16 protein-coding genes and 1 tRNA gene are annotated in these 15,998 nt (G+C 71.4%); 5 read left to right on the forward strand and 12 right to left on the reverse strand.

Annotated features, from left to right (window positions below; all coding sequences use genetic code 11):
• Positions 1-37 precede the first annotated feature (37 nt).
• Positions 38-109, forward strand: a tRNA-Gln gene (locus tag N7E59_RS02700).
• Between the two features lie 49 nt (positions 110-158).
• On the opposite strand, the gene N7E59_RS02705 is transcribed toward N7E59_RS02700, so the two are convergent.
• Both N7E59_RS02705 and N7E59_RS02710 read right to left on the reverse strand, forming a co-directional pair.
• On the reverse strand, positions 159-812 hold the full coding sequence (locus tag N7E59_RS02705) for a response regulator transcription factor (RefSeq protein WP_261623373.1): 654 nt from the start codon (positions 810-812) through the stop codon (positions 159-161).
• Between the two features lie 48 nt (positions 813-860).
• On the reverse strand, positions 861-1,862 hold the full coding sequence (locus tag N7E59_RS02710; RefSeq protein ID WP_261623374.1) for a glycosyltransferase family 1 protein: 1,002 nt from the start codon (positions 1,860-1,862) through the stop codon (positions 861-863).
• Positions 1,863-2,110: 248 nt separating this feature from the next.
• On the opposite strand from N7E59_RS02710, the gene N7E59_RS02715 reads away from it, so the two are divergent.
• The 3 genes from N7E59_RS02715 to N7E59_RS02725 all read left to right on the forward strand — a co-directional run bounded on the left by N7E59_RS02715 (position 2,111) and on the right by N7E59_RS02725 (position 5,748).
• Positions 2,111-3,118 (forward strand): acyltransferase family protein, encoded by a 1,008-nt coding sequence (locus N7E59_RS02715; protein WP_261623375.1) that lies wholly within the window; start codon positions 2,111-2,113, stop codon positions 3,116-3,118.
• A gap of 43 nt (positions 3,119-3,161) precedes the next feature.
• Positions 3,162-4,688, forward strand: a complete 1,527-nt coding sequence (gene glmU, locus N7E59_RS02720) for a bifunctional UDP-N-acetylglucosamine diphosphorylase/glucosamine-1-phosphate N-acetyltransferase GlmU (RefSeq protein ID WP_261623376.1) — start codon at positions 3,162-3,164, stop codon at positions 4,686-4,688.
• 79 nt (positions 4,689-4,767) lie between these two features.
• Positions 4,768-5,748, forward strand: coding sequence for a ribose-phosphate diphosphokinase (locus N7E59_RS02725; RefSeq protein WP_261623377.1), 981 nt, complete (start codon positions 4,768-4,770; stop codon positions 5,746-5,748).
• An 18-nt stretch (positions 5,749-5,766) separates the two neighbouring features.
• Here N7E59_RS02725 and N7E59_RS02730 read toward each other — a convergent pair whose 3' ends face one another.
• Complete coding sequence (locus N7E59_RS02730; RefSeq protein WP_261623378.1) at positions 5,767-6,228, reverse strand: DUF3592 domain-containing protein; 462 nt, start codon at positions 6,226-6,228, stop codon at positions 5,767-5,769.
• Between the two features lie 58 nt (positions 6,229-6,286).
• Positions 6,287-7,081, reverse strand: coding sequence for an alpha/beta fold hydrolase (locus tag N7E59_RS02735; RefSeq protein ID WP_261623379.1), 795 nt, complete (start codon positions 7,079-7,081; stop codon positions 6,287-6,289).
• A 248-nt stretch (positions 7,082-7,329) separates the two neighbouring features.
• Between N7E59_RS02735 and N7E59_RS02740 the strand changes: the two genes are divergently transcribed.
• Complete coding sequence (locus tag N7E59_RS02740; protein WP_261623380.1) at positions 7,330-7,995, forward strand: 50S ribosomal protein L25/general stress protein Ctc; 666 nt, start codon at positions 7,330-7,332, stop codon at positions 7,993-7,995.
• A 96-nt stretch (positions 7,996-8,091) separates the two neighbouring features.
• On the opposite strand, the gene N7E59_RS02745 is transcribed toward N7E59_RS02740, so the two are convergent.
• Genes N7E59_RS02745 through N7E59_RS02780 form a run of 8 tightly spaced genes read right to left on the reverse strand, consistent with a single transcriptional unit; the run spans position 8,092 to position 15,905 of the window.
• Positions 8,092-8,727 carry a Na+/H+ antiporter subunit E gene (locus tag N7E59_RS02745; protein WP_261623381.1) on the reverse strand — a complete coding sequence of 212 codons (636 nt, stop codon included), beginning with the start codon at positions 8,725-8,727 and terminating at the stop codon, positions 8,092-8,094.
• Positions 8,724-10,574: a proton-conducting transporter transmembrane domain-containing protein gene (locus tag N7E59_RS02750; RefSeq protein WP_261623382.1), complete on the reverse strand. Its 1,851-nt coding sequence runs from the start codon at positions 10,572-10,574 to the stop codon at positions 8,724-8,726. Before N7E59_RS02750 ends, N7E59_RS02745 begins: the two co-directional genes overlap by 4 nt.
• Positions 10,575-12,194 (reverse strand): complex I subunit 5 family protein, encoded by a 1,620-nt coding sequence (locus tag N7E59_RS02755; RefSeq protein ID WP_261623383.1) that lies wholly within the window; start codon positions 12,192-12,194, stop codon positions 10,575-10,577.
• Positions 12,188-13,843 carry a complex I subunit 5 family protein gene (locus N7E59_RS02760; RefSeq protein WP_261623384.1) on the reverse strand — a complete coding sequence of 552 codons (1,656 nt, stop codon included), beginning with the start codon at positions 13,841-13,843 and terminating at the stop codon, positions 12,188-12,190. Before N7E59_RS02760 ends, N7E59_RS02755 begins: the two co-directional genes overlap by 7 nt.
• Positions 13,840-14,202, reverse strand: coding sequence for an NADH-quinone oxidoreductase subunit K (locus N7E59_RS02765; protein WP_261623385.1), 363 nt, complete (start codon positions 14,200-14,202; stop codon positions 13,840-13,842). The genes N7E59_RS02760 and N7E59_RS02765 overlap by 4 nt, the downstream gene beginning before the upstream one ends.
• The gene (locus N7E59_RS02770) at positions 14,199-15,152 is read right to left on the reverse strand and encodes a hydrogenase subunit MbhD domain-containing protein (protein WP_261623386.1); all 954 of its coding nucleotides are present in this window, start codon (positions 15,150-15,152) and stop codon (positions 14,199-14,201) included. Before N7E59_RS02770 ends, N7E59_RS02765 begins: the two co-directional genes overlap by 4 nt.
• A complete protein-coding gene (locus N7E59_RS02775) occupies positions 15,149-15,550 on the reverse strand; it encodes a cation:proton antiporter (protein WP_261623387.1) in 402 nt (133 codons plus the stop codon). Before N7E59_RS02775 ends, N7E59_RS02770 begins: the two co-directional genes overlap by 4 nt.
• Positions 15,543-15,905, reverse strand: coding sequence for a hypothetical protein (locus tag N7E59_RS02780; protein WP_261623388.1), 363 nt, complete (start codon positions 15,903-15,905; stop codon positions 15,543-15,545). The genes N7E59_RS02775 and N7E59_RS02780 overlap by 8 nt, the downstream gene beginning before the upstream one ends.
• Positions 15,906-15,998 lie beyond the last annotated feature (93 nt).

Below are 15,998 nucleotides of genomic sequence, written 5' to 3' on the forward strand. Positions count from 1 at the left end.
GGATGAGCGCCGACGCCGTGATCACCTGCGGCGTCGCTCCGCCCTGGTGTAATGGCAGCACGCCGGCCTTTGGAGCCGTGCAGTATAGGTTCGAATCCTATGGGCGGAACCGTGTGGGGCATCGGAGTCCGGCATCGCCGGTGGTGCTCAGTCGGCTCTCACGGAGTCGGCGAGCCGTTTCGGTGGGGGTGCAGGCCGTTGCGCAGTCCCCACACCACCGCCTGGCTGCGCCGATCCACCCCGATCTTCCGATACGCGGAGCGGATGTAGGTCTTGACCGAGTTGATGCTGAGGAAGCATCCGCGGGCGATCTGCTCATTGGTGAAGCCCTGAGCGATCAGCGACAGGACCTCCGACTCCCGAGGTGAGAGCCCATGGGTGCGCCCCGGCCAGTCGACCATGGACGCCGCCTCCTGCGCGGGGCGCGGGGCGGTCACCTGTTCACCGCGATGGATCCGGACCAGTGCGTCGGTCAGCTCCTCGGCGGAGAGCTCCTTGGACAGGCAGCTGTCGGCCCCCAGGGCCAGCACCTCCCGGATCTGGTCCGGCAGGAGGCCCCAGGTGAAGACGACGACCCGGCCCCATCGCGGGTCGGCCGCCAGCGAGGCGACGTCGTCGAACTGCCGCGGACCGGCGGCGAAGGCGTCGTAGAGCACCAGGTCCACGGCCTCCGATGGTCCGAGCTCCGTGTCGGTCTCGACCACGCTGAGCCGCCCGTCCCGCTCGACGGCGCGTGCGATCCCCTCCACCACGATCGGATGGTCGTTGACGACGGCGAGGGTGATCACGGAGCACTCTGAGGTCACGGACATGGGGTCAGGATACGTGGCCCTCCTGTGCGTGCCGCGCGCGGGGCCCGCTCAGAGGACTGCTCGATACAGCTGCTCGTGCAGATGGGCGATGCGCTGGCGCTGCGCCGTGCGGTGCAGACGACCGGCCTGCCAGACGGTTCCCGCCGCCAGCTCGTCCGAGACGTGGTCCAGGACGGACTCGACGTCGTCGGCATACGGGGCTCCGTCGTCGTCGCGGCGATGGGTGAGCACCCCGGGACGCTGCTGCCGGTAGTAGCCGAGATCAGGGGCCAGCACACGGGTGCCCACGTCGTGGCAGGCCTCGATCATGCGACAGTGCGTGCCGAATCGGTGGGGGAGCACGCAGAGGTCCGCACCGCGCAGCCGCTCCCAGCCGGCGACCTCGGTCTCCGGCCGGTGGGCGTCGATCCTCACGTGCGGGGATCGGGCCAGCCGCGGCAGTGCGGCGGTGACGCCGCGGGCCTCGCCGACGCCGAACGGCTCCAGAGCGTCCTCGACCACGCTGATGTGCAGATCCATGCCCCGGCGGGCCGTCGCCGCCTCGAGGATCTCGAGCATCGGGAGCGGGTCGATCTGGGCGGAGAGGTCCTCCAGCGGCACGGTGACCGTGGGCCGCTTCCGGTCCGGGCGCGGTCGTCCGAGCTGATCCAGGGGAAGGACGTGGGGGTGGGGGATGACCTCGGCCTCGCGTCCCCAGCGTTCGCGGATCTGGACGGCAGCCCCCGGGGTGAGGGTGATCAGCCGGGCCGCGGCGGGGACGACGACCTCCAGGGCCTCCTCGAAGGCCCCCGGGCCGAACCGGCGGAGACCGCGCAGCTCATGCAGGGTCACCACCAAGGGCCTGCCCCGCTCCTCGAGGTTGGCCACCAGGCGTCGCAGCCGTGCGGGGGAGACCTGCTGCGCACCGAGGTGGAGGTGGTACAGGTCGAAGTCCTCGGGGTCGGCCTCGACCCAGGACGGATGCCCCGAGACGGGGTCGGTGTGCGGCGGCACCGGAGGCACGACGCGGGTGAAGGCCGAAGAGTCGGCGGCGCCGTCGCCCCAGGCCATCAGCCCGACGTTGTGTGCGGCGCAGACGTCGTCGTGCGGCGCTGAGACGATCTTCAGGGCGGTTCGCCTCCTCGGGCGGAACGTGGGAGCGGCCCTGCGCCGGTGGGCGGAGGGAGGGTATCGCCTCAGTACACCCTTCGGCGCCGCACCGGTGATACACCCCTACGGGTGGGAAGTCCTCACACTTCTCCAGGGTGCACTCAGGTTCCTCCCAGCTCCACCGGATCGGCCGCTGCTAGGTTCCCCGCGTGCCGACACGGGATCATCGACTGGACCGGGCCAAGGGCGTACTGATACTCCTCGTCGTCCTGGGCCATGTCATGGCCGCCGTCTCGCCCTGGGAGTCGGACCTGCTGCGGGTGCTCCAGACGGCCATCTACTCCTTCCACATGCCTGCCTTCGTCTTCCTCGCGGGCGTCACGGCGAAGTCCGACCGGCTGGCCGACCGCATCTGCGTGCTGCTGGTCCTGCTGGGCACCGCACTGCCGCTCTACCACTGGTGGATGAGCCTGCTCGGACTCGACCCCGACTTCGACTTCCTGGTGCCGTACTGGATCACCTGGTTCCTGCTGGCGATGGTGTGGTGGATGCTCAGCGTCCCCCTGATCGAACGGCTGCCGCGGACCATGATCGCCGTCTCCGTCGCCGCGGCCCTGTTCGGCGGACTCATCCCCGTCTACGACTATGAGCTCGCCGTGGCCCGCACCCTGTCGTTCTGGCCGTTCTTCGTCATCGGCAAGGTCTGCGGCCCCCGGATCCTCGCGTGGGCCGGCGCCCGGAGCACCTCCGAGCGGCTGGGCCTCACCGCCGCCGCGGCGGTCCCCATCGGAGTGTTCTACGCACTCGACGTCGACAAGCTGTGGTTCTACGGGGTGCGCGGATTCGAATGGCTCGACGTGGGCCTGGGCGAGGGGCTCGGCATGCGGGCGGTGATCGGTCTCAGCGCGGCCCTGACCACGCTGGCCGTCCTGACCTGGATCTCCGACCGCCCGGGGCATCTCGCGGTCGTCGGCCGCCGGTCCCTGGCGGTGTACCTGCTGCACGGCTTCATGATCCGCCTGCTCAACCTGGTGCTGCACGACAGCCTGGACACGTTCCCCTCGGCGGTCATGCTGCTGATCTGTCTGGCTCTGGCCGTCGGGATCACCGCGCTGTTCGCCGCGGCCCCCTTCGACCGGGGGATCCGACGCTACGGCGAAGCGGTCTCCGGGGCGCTGCTGCGCCCGTTCGCCCGACTCCGGCGCACCCCCCGTTAGGATTGAGGCGACCTCCGTCCCCCATGCAGGAGCACCGAACCCCGTGAGCCACCACGACAGCCCCGCCGAGAGCCCTGCCGAGAGCCCTGCCGAGAGCCCTGCCGAGACGGCCGACGGGACCGTCGCCGAGACCCGGCCCGCCGCGGTCATCGTCCTGGCCGCCGGCGCCGGCACGCGCATGAAGTCTGAGACCCCGAAGATCATGCACCCCATCGGCGGGCTCTCCATGATCGGTCACGCCCTGGCCGCGGCGAAGGGGCTGGCCCCCGACCACCTGGTGGCCGTGGTGCGCCACCAGCGGGACAAGGTCGCCGAGCACATCGTCTCCCTCGACGACGAGGTGCTCCTCGCCGACCAGGATGAGGTGCCCGGCACCGGTCGCGCCGTCGAGTGCGGCCTCGAGGCGCTCGCCGCCGCCGGGGACGCTCCGGAGTCCGGCACCGTGGTGGTCACCTACGGCGACGTCCCGCTGCTGACCACCGAGATGCTCGACGAGCTGGTCCGCCGCCATGAGACGGAGGCCAACGCCGTGACGGTCCTGACCACGGTGCTCGACGACGCCGCCGCCTACGGGCGCGTGCTGCGGGCCGAGGACGGATCGGTCACCGGGATCGTCGAGTTCAAGGACGCCACCGCCGAGCAGCGCGGGATCCGGGAGATCAACTCCGGGATCTACGCCTTCGACGCCGGAGTGCTCACCCGGGCGCTGGCGCAGGTCACCACGGACAACGCACAGGGCGAGAAGTACCTCACCGACGTGCTCTCCCTGGCCCGCGCCGAAGGAGGTCGGGTGGCCGCGGTGGTCACCGAGGACCGCTGGCAGGTCGAGGGGGCCAACGACCGCGTGCAGATGCAGGCCCTCGGCGCCGAGCTCAACCGACGCGTCGTCGAGGCCCATATGCGCGGCGGCACCACGGTGATCGACCCGGCCACCACCTGGATCGACGCCTCGGTCACCCTGGAGCCGGACACCACCGTGCTGCCGGGCACCCAGCTGCACGGGGCCACCCACATCGGCCGCGGCGCCGTCGTCGGCCCCGACACCACGCTGACCGACGTCGTCGTCGGCGAAGGCGCCACCGTGACACGCACCCACGGCACCGGCGCGCAGATCGGCGACGGGTCCGCCGTCGGACCGTTCACCTACCTCCGCCCCGGCACCCAGCTGGGCCCGGAGGGCAAGATCGGCGCGTTCTACGAGACCAAGAACGTGAGCATCGGCCGGGGCTCGAAGCTCTCCCACCTCGGCTACGCCGGAGACGCCGAGATCGGCGAGCAGACCAACATCGGCTGCGGAAACATCACGGCCAACTACGACGGCGAGCGCAAGCACCGCACGGTCATCGGAAGCCACGTGCGGACCTCCTCGAACACCGTCTTCGTCGCCCCCGTGGAGGTCGGCGACGGCGCCTACACCGGCGCCGGCGCAGTGATCCGCAAGGACGTGCCGGCCGGCGCCCTGGGCCTCAGCGTCGCCCCGCAGCGCAACTCCGAGGGCTGGGTCGAGCAGCGCCGCCCGGACTCCGCGGCCGCCGAAGCGGCGCGACGCGCAGGCTCGGCGGACGAGTAGAATCCCGATAGGCTTCCGGGCCGTCGCGCCCGCCGGGGGCGCGGGTCCGCATAGGACACAGCAGAGAGGGAGTACCAGGATGGACGAGATCACGCTCAAGGGCGAGAAGACCCTGGTGATCGCTTCGGGGCGTGCGCACCCCGAGCTCGCCGAGGAGATCGCCCAGGAGCTCGGCACCGAGCTGCTGCCGATCAACGCCTACGACTTCGCCAACGGGGAGATGTACGTCCGCTCCGGCGAGTCGGTCCGAGGCAAGGACGTCTTCCTCCTGCAGTCCCACCCGTACCCGCTGAACAACTGGCTCATGGAGCAGCTCATCATGGTCGACTCCATGAAGCGCGCCTCGGCCAAGCGGATCACGGTGGTCTCTCCGTTCTACCCCTATGCCCGACAGGACAAGAAGGGCCGCGGACGTGAGCCGATCTCGGCCCGACTGGTCGCCGACCTCTACCAGACCGCGGGCGCGGACCGGATCATGAGCGTGGACCTGCACACCGCCCAGATCCAGGGCTTCTTCGACGGTCCGGTCGACCACCTCTTCGCGATCCCGCTGCTGGCCGACCACATCCGCGCACAGGTCGCCGACGACGAGATCACCGTGGTCTCCCCGGACACCGGGCGCGTGCGGGTCGCCGAGCAGTGGGCCGAGCGCCTGGGCGGGGCTCCGCTGGCCTTCGTCCACAAGTCCCGGGACCTGACCAAGCCGAACAAGGCGGTCTCGAAGCAGGTCGTCGGCGAGATCGAGGGACGCACCTGCGTGCTCATCGACGACATGATCGACACCGGCGGCACCATCGCAGGCGCGGTCAAGGTGCTGAAGGACGCCGGGGCGAAGGACGTCATCATCGCCGCCACCCACCCGGTCTTCTCCGACCCGGCGGCCGAGCGTCTGGCCGCCTGCGGCGCACGCGAGGTCGTGGTCACCAACACCCTGCCGATCCCCGAGGAGAAGCGCTTCGACTCGCTGACCGTGCTCTCCATCGCCCCGATCCTCGCCAAGGCCATCAAGGAGGTCTTCGCCGACGGTTCGGTGACCTCCCTGTTCGACGGCCACGCCTGAGTCCTGCTCCGCGGAGCCTCACCCTCGACCGAGAGCCGTCACGATCAGGGCGAGCAGCCCCAGGATCAGAGTGAGACCCCCGAGGGTGCCGCCCACCGCGATCAGGGTCACAGCGAGTCTGTCCGGGATCGGCACGGCCGAACGGACCGGATCCCGCGGGTCCACGACGACGTCGACGGTCTGCCCGACGGATCGGTCCTCGCTCCGTGCCGACCTCCGGCCCCGGGGATGCGGCATGTGCTCGCCGTCGCGGGGCTCAGACTCCCAGGTCCGTCCGTACAGCTCATACCTGACCACGGGGTGGTGGGCCCAGCTGGTGTCCACGGCGCGGCGCCGCACCCCGACGACGACCGCGCGCACAGGCACCCCGCCGCGGATCAGCCGGTCCCGCGCCCGTCGCCGTCTCAGACCCACGACCACCATGGACCCGAACACCGTCAGGGTCACGAGGAGCCCCAGCAGGGGCGGCACGACGCTCATGGACAGCATTCTGCCCGGTGACGGGTCCGGCGGCCCGTAGGCTCCGGGGTCCCCCTCCTCAGCCGAAGAGCTCGTCCAGCAGCGGGGCGACGTCCTCAGGCTTCTCGGTCGGAGCCTGGTGCGAGGCTCCGGCGATGACCACCGCCGTGCACTGCGGCACACGCTCGGCGATCATGCGGGCGTCCTCGACCGTGGTGACCGCATCGTGCTCGCCGGCCAGCGCCAGCACCGGGATCCGGATCTCGGAGAGCCGCGCCCGGAGGTCGAACCGCCCGATGGCCTCGCACAGCGACGCGTAGGTCTCGTCGTCGGTCGCCCGCAGCGACGCCGCCAGCGACTCCCCGACCTCCGGGTGAACCTCGAGGAACTCGGGGGCGAACCAGCGCTGCATCGACCCGTCCACCATGGCGGAGGTGCCCTGCGACCGGACGGTCGCGGCACGCTCGGTCCAGGCGTCGGACTCGCCGATCTTGGCCGCCGAGCAGACCACCGCCACGCGGTCGAAGAGGTCGCTGTGGTCCAGCGCCAGCTGCAGCGCGACCGATCCGCCGACGGAGATCCCGGCGAAGTGCACCGGAAGGTCCTCCAGGCCGGACTCCGCCAGCGCCGGACGGACCGCCTCGGCCACCCCGCGCGCCAGGTCGTCGAGGGTGGCCTGCTCCTCGCGCCAGACCGGTGAGACGCCGTGTCCGGGGAGGTCCGCGGCGATCAGGTGGGAGTCCGATGCCATGTGCCGCGCGGCGACCGCCCAGGTCCCGGCGACGTCGGTGCCCATGCCGGGCAGCAGCACCACCACCCGCGCGGGGGCTTCGGGAGCCCGGAGGGTGGTCAGGGTCAGTGCGGGGGTGCTCATGGCGCGGATGCCTCCTGGGACGGGACGAGGTGCGTACCTGTGCATGATAGAGTGACCGACTGTGCCCAGGCGAGGGAGCGTCATGACCCCAGCGGTCTCCGACGGCTCCGTGATCGACGAGGCGGACGAGCGGCGGAGCCCATCGGCTCCGGACCGGATCAGGCGGCGGAGCGCCGCGTCCGGAGACGCTCGCACTCGTGGTCGGCCTGCGCTGCAACCATAGGTCAGACCAACGAAGGACACATCCCATGTCGGACAAGATCCACATCCAGGCGCTGAAGCGCACCGAGTTCGGCAAGGGCGCGGCCCGTCAGGCCCGCCGCGCCGGCCGCATCCCCGCCGTCGTCTACGGCCACGGTGAGGACCCCGTCCACATCCTGCTGCCCGAGCACCAGACCACCCTGGCGGTCCGCAACCCCAACGCCCTGATCACCCTGGACATCGAGGGCGACGACCAGCTGGTCATCCCCAAGGACATCCAGCGCGACCCGATCCGGCGCAGCGTCGATCACCTCGACCTGCTGACCGTGCGCCGCGGCGAGAAGATCGTCGTCGACGTCTCCGTCGAGGTCGTCGGTGAGCCGGCCGCCGGGTTCGAGCACTTCCTGGAGCAGGCCACCGTCTCCGTCGAGGCGGAGGCCACCGACCTGCCGGAGACCATCGTCGTGGACATCACCGACCGCGACGAGAACGCCCAGCCGGAGCACCTGCAGCTGCCCGCCGGCGTCGAGCTGGCGATGCCCGACCTGGACTCCCCGATCGTCTCCATCCAGGAGCCGGAGGAGCAGGACCTCGGCGACGAGCCCGAGACCGAGGAGGAGGCCGAGGTCGCCGAGGGCGAGGAGGCCGCCGGCGACTCCGACGAGTCCGGAGACGCCGAGTCCGGCTCGGAGGAGTCCGACTCCGACGAGTGAACCTCATGACCCCGGCTCCGGCCGGGCTGTGAGCCGGTACGAAGCCCCCGCACCCCTCGAGGAACCGCGGGGGCTTCGTCGTCCCGGGGAGCCCTCTCAGCGCCGGGGCCGTCCCCGGTCGAAGACCGGAGCGACCAGCTCCTGGAGCCGACGCCACTGCTCGGCCGGCTCCAACGACCTCGACAGGGTGTGCAGCTCGACCCGGTCCCGCCCCTGCCGGTTGTGGTGTTGGTCGCCGTGTTGGTCGCCGTGCTCGTCGTCGAGCACACGCTGGACCATGGTGCCGGGCATCAGGTTCATCATCAGCAGGGCCAGCTGGCGGCCCCCGCCGCGCGGCAGCTCCAGCGGTGCGGTCACCACCTCAGGGGCGACGTCGAGCCTGGGTCGCACAGCCCGCACCGCGACGTCGACGCCGCCGTGCACCGACTTGATCAGGAACCAGCCGGCCAACCTGATCCCCGCCGCCGAACGACGGCCCCAGGTGCGCGGCCGTGCGGCGTACCTCGGAGGCGTCAGCGCCAGACTCAGGCCGGCCGCCGCCGCGACGGAGACGGCCCCGTAGCCGAGATAGTAGGCGTCGGCGCCCGAGAGCAGGACCCAGAGCGCGCCGAAGATGACGAGGCGGAGGATCAGCGAGCACGTCCAGGTGCCGACCGAGGCGGCGTCGGACGAGGCGGCTTCGGACGAGGTGGCGTCGGGCGCGCGGCGCTCGTCGCCGGTGCCACGGATCATCGTCCACCACCTCCGCTCAGCGCGATCACCACGGACGCCGCGACGACGGCCCCCAGCGCCAGAAGGACCACCAGGCCTGAGGCCTCCCAGCGGGTGAGACGGCGCTCCCCGGCCAGGAGTCCGGCCGAGATCAGCTCGGACACCCGATCGGCGGAGTGGGCGACCGTGCGCCGAACCGCCATGCTGTGGGCCTCCAGGACGTCGAGTCCGCGCGAGCCCCGTCGGCCGGTCGTGCGCAGGATGGTCTCCTCGGGGACCACCAGGTCTCCCGGGGCGATGAACGTGCCGTCGGCGCGGGGCACCCATCGGGGCAGCCGCCCCCGCGCGTGGAGGACCCAGATCCCCGAGCCCAGGACCAGCCCCAGGAGGATGGGCCAGATCGCGTCCCACACCGTGCTCGCCGACCATCCCGGCACCGCGAGCTCCGGCCCGCCCTCCGGGAACCATGCCAACCCGACGATCCACGGCACGGCGATCCCGGCGACCGCGACCGCGACCCAGGAGATCAGCTCGCCGTCGGGCGCCCGGCGGGACCGACGCTCGGCGCGACGCATCACCCAGGCGAAGCGCATCAGCAGCAGGGTCGACCCCGTGGCCACCAGGGGCAGGACCGCGTCCAGCGGGACGCCGAGCACGGAGATGCCGGCCACGGCCTCCTTGGAGACGTACTTCCCGAACGCCCCGGAGGTCAGCGGCGCCCCGGCCACGGCCAGCCCGGCCCCGACCATCCCCACCGCCACCACGATCCCGGAGACCCCGTGGCCGTAGTGGGAGACCACCGGAACCCCGAGGAACAGCGCGCCCTTGGCCAGGCCGTGGTGGACGGCGTAGATGATCGCCGCCGCCGTCGTCGCCGGGTGGAGGTCCGGCAGGATGAGACCGGCGGCGAGCACCGCGGCGATGAAGGCCATCTGCGAGACGGTCGAGTAGGCCAGCAGGACCTTCGGGTCGCTCTGCAGCAGCCCCACGGCGACGGCGGCGAACGCGCCGAGCAGCGCGACGGTCAGCAGGACCCGGCCGGCGACCTCTGAGGCGTCCCCGGCATCGGTGGGCACGAAGCGGATCCACCCGATCATGCCCGCCTTCACCATCGCTCCCGAGAGCACCGCCGAGGCCGCCGGGGGAGCGGCCGGGTGGGCCAGGGGGAGCCAGACGTGCAGGGGCACGGCACCGGCCTTGACGCCGAACCCGAAGAGCAGCAGTCCGACGATCAGACCGGTGTGCTCGGAGGCGGAGATCGCCGCCGGGGCCTCGTCGACCAGCCGCCCGCCGGCGGCGACGGTCAGCAACAGAGCGGCCAGGACTGCGACCTCGCTGAGCACAGACATGACCAGATAGATCCGTGCGGCCCGGTGGGCGCTCCGGGACCGGTAGTGGACCACCAGCCCCGCCGCGGCGAAGCTCATCAGGGCGAAGGACAGATAGAAGGTGACCGAGTCGGCGGCGAGGTAGGTGCCGATGTTGCCCATGTAGCAGACCACCAGCAGCGCACTGAGCCCGGTGTACCGCGGCTCGGCGTGACGCAGCTTCAGCCAGGTCACCGCGCTCAGGGCCGACGCATAGAGCAGTGCGGCGATGAGCAGCAGCGCCCTGCCCGGGTAGTCCACCGCCAGCTCCACGCCGAAGAGCATCCACGGTACGCTCAGCGCCCCCGGACCGTCCGCGACGGCGGCGCCGTCGGCGGTCGTCGGAGCGCGCAGCGAGGTGATCACACCGGGGACCACGACGATCGGGGAGGCCGCGGCCATCACCTTGCGGGCGGTGCGCCGCGCGGAGACCGGCAGCAGTCCGCTCAGGGTCATGGCCAGCACGAGCAGGGTGGGTGCGAGGAACGCGGCGGCGAGCATCTACCCGAACACCCCCTCGGCGATGATCCGTGCGGTCTCCCACGGCGACAGGGGCAGCGAGGCGATGAGCCCCACCCCGACGACGAGCACCGCCGTCACCGCTGTGGGGATGAGCAGGACCTTCGGCTCCCGGACGGCGACCTCGGCCTCATCGTCGGCCTCGTCGTCGGCACTGTCGGCACCGTCGGCGGCGTCGGCACTCTCGGCACCGTCGGCGGCGTCGGCACCGTCGGCACCGTCCTCATCGTCGAGCTCCGGGGCGTGGAACCACATGGTGTAGACCACCGGGAGGAAGTAGGCGGCGTTGAGCAGTGTGGAGGCCAGCAGCACCAGCAGCACCCACGGATGTTCGGAGGCCAGTGCCCCCTGGCCGAGCTGCCACTTGGAGACGAACCCGGCGGTCGGCGGCAGCCCGATCATCCCGAAGGCGCCGACGGTGAACGCCGCAGAGGTCCACGGCATCCGGCGGCCCAGCCCGCGCATCTCGGAGACCTGATGGACGTGAAGGACCTCGGCGAAGAGGCCCGCACAGAAGAACAGGGTGATCTTCATGATCCCCTGGTGCACCAGATGCGCCAGACCGCCGGCGGTGGCGATCACGTCCACCAGGGTGATGCCGATGACGATATAGCTGACCTGCGAGACCGTCGAATAGGCCAGACGGCGCTTCAGGTCCTGCTGACGCAGCGCCACGTAGGACCCGAAGAGGACGGTCACGCAGGCCATCACCAGCAGCGGGGACAGCACGCCGAGGGAGTCGGCGGCCTCGACGCCGTAGACGTCGTCGATCACGCGGACGATCCCGAAGGCCCCGGCCTTGACCACCGCGACGGCGTGCAGGAGGGCCGAGACCGGTGCGGGGGCGACCATGGCCGCGGGCAGCCAGCCGTGCAGCGGGAAGATCGCCGTCTTCACCGCCAGACCGCCGACGAGCATCACGAAGATCACAGTCGCCTGCATCGGCTCCTGACGGGCCAGCTCCACGACGCCCTCCGCACCGCCCTCGGTGAAGTCCACCGGACCGGCGTGCATGGTCAGCCACACCACCCCGACCAGCACCGAGAGCCCACCGGTGAGCGCATACCGCAGGTACAGCCGTGCCGCGCGCACCGAGGCGGGGTTGCCCCAGTGGGCGACCAGGGGGTAGGTCACCAGGGTCAGCAGCTCGTAGAAGAGCAGGAACGTGATCAGGTTGCCGGAGAAGGAGAGACCCACGGTGGCGGTGACACACAGGCTGAAGAAGCCGAAGAACCTGCTCCGGTGCGTCTTGCCCTCCAGGTATCCGACCGCGTAGATGGTGGTCAGCAGCCACAGCAGGACCGACAGACCGGCGAAGAACAGGGCGAGCGGATCCACCCGAAGCACCAGGTCCAGCCCCGGGAGGAAGGGGGTGGAGAACTCGGGCCTCACCCCCTCGACGACCACCGGCGGGACCAGCAGCGCCACCAGTACGACCTTGATCACCGCCAGGCCGATGTTGATCGTCGAACGCAGCCGCACGCTCTGCTCACGCAGGGGGAAGATCAGCACCGCCGCCGTCACCGAGAGCAGCACCATCACCAGAGGGACGAATCGGCCGGAGACCTCGAGGACCTCCTCCATGAGCTCCGGGATCACCATGGCGCCCCCACGGTGAGCAGATCACCCAGCAGCGCGCCGCCGAAGCCGGCGACGATCGTGAGCAGCCCCAGCACCAGCGGGGGCAGCTGGGTGAGTACGGAGGCGTGCTCGAGCTGCCACTCGGGAACCTCCACCGCCGTGCCCTCGTCCTCGGACTCCACCAGCAGCGGGGCGATCGCCCGGACCAGGTAGGCCGCGGAGAGGATCGTGCCGATCACGATGACCACCACCGCCCAGTAGTGGCCGGCGGCCACCGCAGAGGTGGTCAGCATCCACTTCCCCGAGAAGCTCAGGGAGATCGGCAGCCCGGCGAGCCCGACCGCGGAGAGCCCCATGGCCATCACCAGACCGGGGTGGTGCTGGCCGACGCCCCGCAGCCGGTCCATCTCGTCGGTGCCGTAGAGGTCCTTGAGGAACCCGGCGGCGAGGAACATGGCGGCCTTGGCCAGCCCGTGCCCCAGAGCCATGGCCACTGTGCCGACCAGTGCGGAGGAGACGACGTCGTCCTCGGTGATGTCGACTCCGGGCAGACCCTCCGGGGAACCGGACGAGGAGCCGCCGACCATGGCGGCGAAGAGGAACCAGTAGCCGACCTGGGCCACCGTCGAATAGGCGATTAGCGGCTTCAGGTGCGTCTGACGCAGCGCCAGCACGGAGCCCCCGACGACGGCGGCGGCCCCCATCACCGAGAGGACGACGGTGAGCACGGCGAGGTCCTCGCCCGCGGGCACCACCCACAGCCAGACGCGCAGCAGCACGAAGACCGGTGCTTTGATGACCAGAGCCGACAGCAGCGGAGAGACCGCGCTCGGCGCACCGGCGTGGGCCGGGATGAGCCACGTGTGGAACGGGACGAGTGCGACCTTCAGGCACATGCCGACGGTGATCAGGCACAGCGCAAGGACCGCCGCCGGACGGGTCTCCTCCGGCGCGTCGGCCAGCACCGCACCGGCCTGCAGGACGTCCAGGGTGCCGGTGATCGACACCAGCAGTCCGATCCCGATGAGCAGCAGCAGCGACCCCAGCACGGCCACGAACAGGTACCGCAGCGCAGCCTGCCAGGAGCTTCGCCCGCCCAGCGCCACCAGGGCCACCGCCGTCATGCCCACCAGCTCCAGGCCGACGTAGGTGTTGAACAGGTCTCCGGAGAGGAACACCGCGTTCAGCCCCGACCAGCAGGCCAGCCACAGCGGCCAGAAGCTGGGGTGACCGGGCCGCCAGACCCCCGGACGATCCGCGGGTGCGGCCTGCTCGGCCGGCTCGGGCTGCGCCCCTCCGCCCGGACCCGCCGGGCCCTCCGGCTGCATCGTCGGCGGTGAGACGATGCGTCGGCCCGTGGAATGGGGCAGCACCGCCGCATACGCGGTGATCGCGGTGCCGACCACCACGGACAGGGTGAGGAAGGCCGCGGAGAGGCCGTCGGCCCGGAGTCGGATCCCCAGCGGCGGCTCATAGCCCCCGAGCGCCAGGTCGACGACGTCGCCGTCGACGGCCGTCGACCACAGCACCGGCGCCAGCAGCACCGGCAGGACCAGGGCGGTCCCCACCCCGAGGGTGCGGCGCGGCGTGTGGGGGAGCACGGCGGTGACCGCGGCCACCAGCAGCGGCAGCAGCACGAGCGCGCCCAGCGCGGACTGGGTCAGGCTCATCCCCGCTCACCTCCGTCCTCGTCCTCTCGACCCTCCTGCGGATCCTCCTGCGCATCCTCCTGCGCTTCCTCCTGCGTGTCCTCGATCCCTTCGATGCGTCGGATCAGCACCGCCCCGACGCCGGTGAACGCCACAGTGATCACCAGTCCGGTGATGACCAGCGCCGAGAGCACCGGATCGATCTCCGGTGCGGCCGCACCGAGGGCGAGAAGGACCAGGAGCGATCCGATGCCCACGACGTTCATCGCCACCAGACGGGCCATCAGATCCCGGGTGAGCATCAGACGCACCGTGCCGGCGATGCCGACGACGGTGCCGAGGATCAGGTACCACTGGACCGTGCTGACGACCTCCGTCATGGCGCCCCCTGCGGATTGTCCAGACCGAGGTAGACCATGTAGAGCCCTGCGGTGATGCCCACGGTGAGGAACACCTCCACGACCAGGATCGCGGTGCCGGCCCACTGCGGGTCCCAGGCCAGCCACGGCTGGCCGGTGACCGGTCCGACGAGCCCGGCGAGGATGAACACCACCACGCCGACCGCGAGCGCCGGGCGCATCCAGCGCCGCGTGGTCACGGTGAGGGGGACTCCGGCCACCCGCAGCAGGATCAGCATCGCGCACAGCACCGACCCGGACTGGAACGCTCCGCCGGACTCGCTGCTCCCGGCGAAGAGCAGCCACAGGCCGGCCAGGAGCAGGACGGGGGCGCCGACCCGGGCCATGGTGACCAGCGTCGAGGAGAGCGGATGCACCGGGATCCGTGCCTGGTGCAGGCCGCCGTCTCGACCCACCGCCATCACCGCCACTCCGGCCATCAGCAGCACCGCGGTCTCCAGCAGCGTGTCATAGGCGCGGAAGGCCAGGAGGACGGCGGTCACGCCGTGGTCCACGCCGGTGTCCGGCATCTGCTGGGCCACCGGGTCCTGCCACCTGGCGATCTGAGGGTAGATCCGTGCCCAGACGAGTGCGCCCAGCACGCTGAGCACGACGCCGACGAGGACGCCGAGTCCGGTGCGGACCCGTCCGTCGGCGCGTCCCCGCGAGTCCGAGGCGTCGGAGGCCGCACCCGGTCGGGAGCGGACGGCCAGCCACACCAGCACGGCGCCGAGGATGCCGCCGCCCAGCGCGGCCTCGGCCAGCGCCACGTCCACCGACCCCAGTCGCAGCCACACCAGGGAGATGACGACTCCGAGCACGAGGAAGCCCGTGGCCAGGGCGAAGCGTGTCCGGGGCAGCAGGGCGCAGCCGGCTGCGGCGAGCACTCCCAGTCCCAGGGCGAGGTCGATGAGGGCGGGCCCGTCCGTCATCGGTCGGCCTCCCCGCCCGCGTCGCCGGACCCGCTCGCACCGCCGGACCCGCTCAACCCGTGGGACTCCGGCGTCCTCGGAGGTCCGTGCGGCCCGCGGGCGCGCTCGGGAGACTCGACGTCGTCGAGCCTCGAGGCCTCCAGCGTGGCGAGCAGATGGGCCGAGACCGAGGCCCCGGCCACCGCGAGCAGCCAGATCAGGACCATGACTCCGCCCGCCGTCCAGCTGCCCAGCATGACGGCGACGCCCAGCAGGATGAACCCCAGCCCGAGGTTGTCCGCCTTGGTGAGCGCGTGCAGGCGTGAGCGCTGGTCGGGCAGGCGCAGCAGTCCCACGGTGCCGGCGGTGAAGAAGAGGGCGCCCAGGCAGACCAGCACGGCGCCGAGGAGGTCAGCCATGCGGCGTCTCCAGTGTCCCCTGCGTCTCCTGGGCCGTCTGGGTCGCCGACGGGTCGCGGTCGTGACCGGCCCCTCTGCGGCCGGGGCGGTCACGGCGTGAGCGTTCGGCGTCGGCCCGCACCGCGGCGGTGACCACCGCCGTCCCGGCCAGCACCAGGGCGACGTCGAGCATGCGTTCGGTCCCGGTCAGCGCGGCGAACACCGCCGCCAGCGCCACACCGGTCGTCGAGGCCAGCAGGATCACCAGCAGCCAGGAGCCTGCGGCCCTGCCGCGGGAGAGGACCACGGCGGCGATGAGGAGGTTGACCACGAGCAGGATCGACACGGCGCTCAGCACGGCGTCGACCACAGGCACGCTGTACCACCCTCCCCTCGAATCGCTCCAGGTCACACTGCGGTCAGGCGGTGTGACGAGGTCCCCGCACATGCTAACGGAGCAAGCTGACCG

The sequence above is a fragment of the Nesterenkonia marinintestina genome (assembly GCF_025420485.1).
GTDB classification, from domain to species: Bacteria; Actinomycetota; Actinomycetes; order Actinomycetales; family Micrococcaceae; genus Nesterenkonia; species Nesterenkonia marinintestina.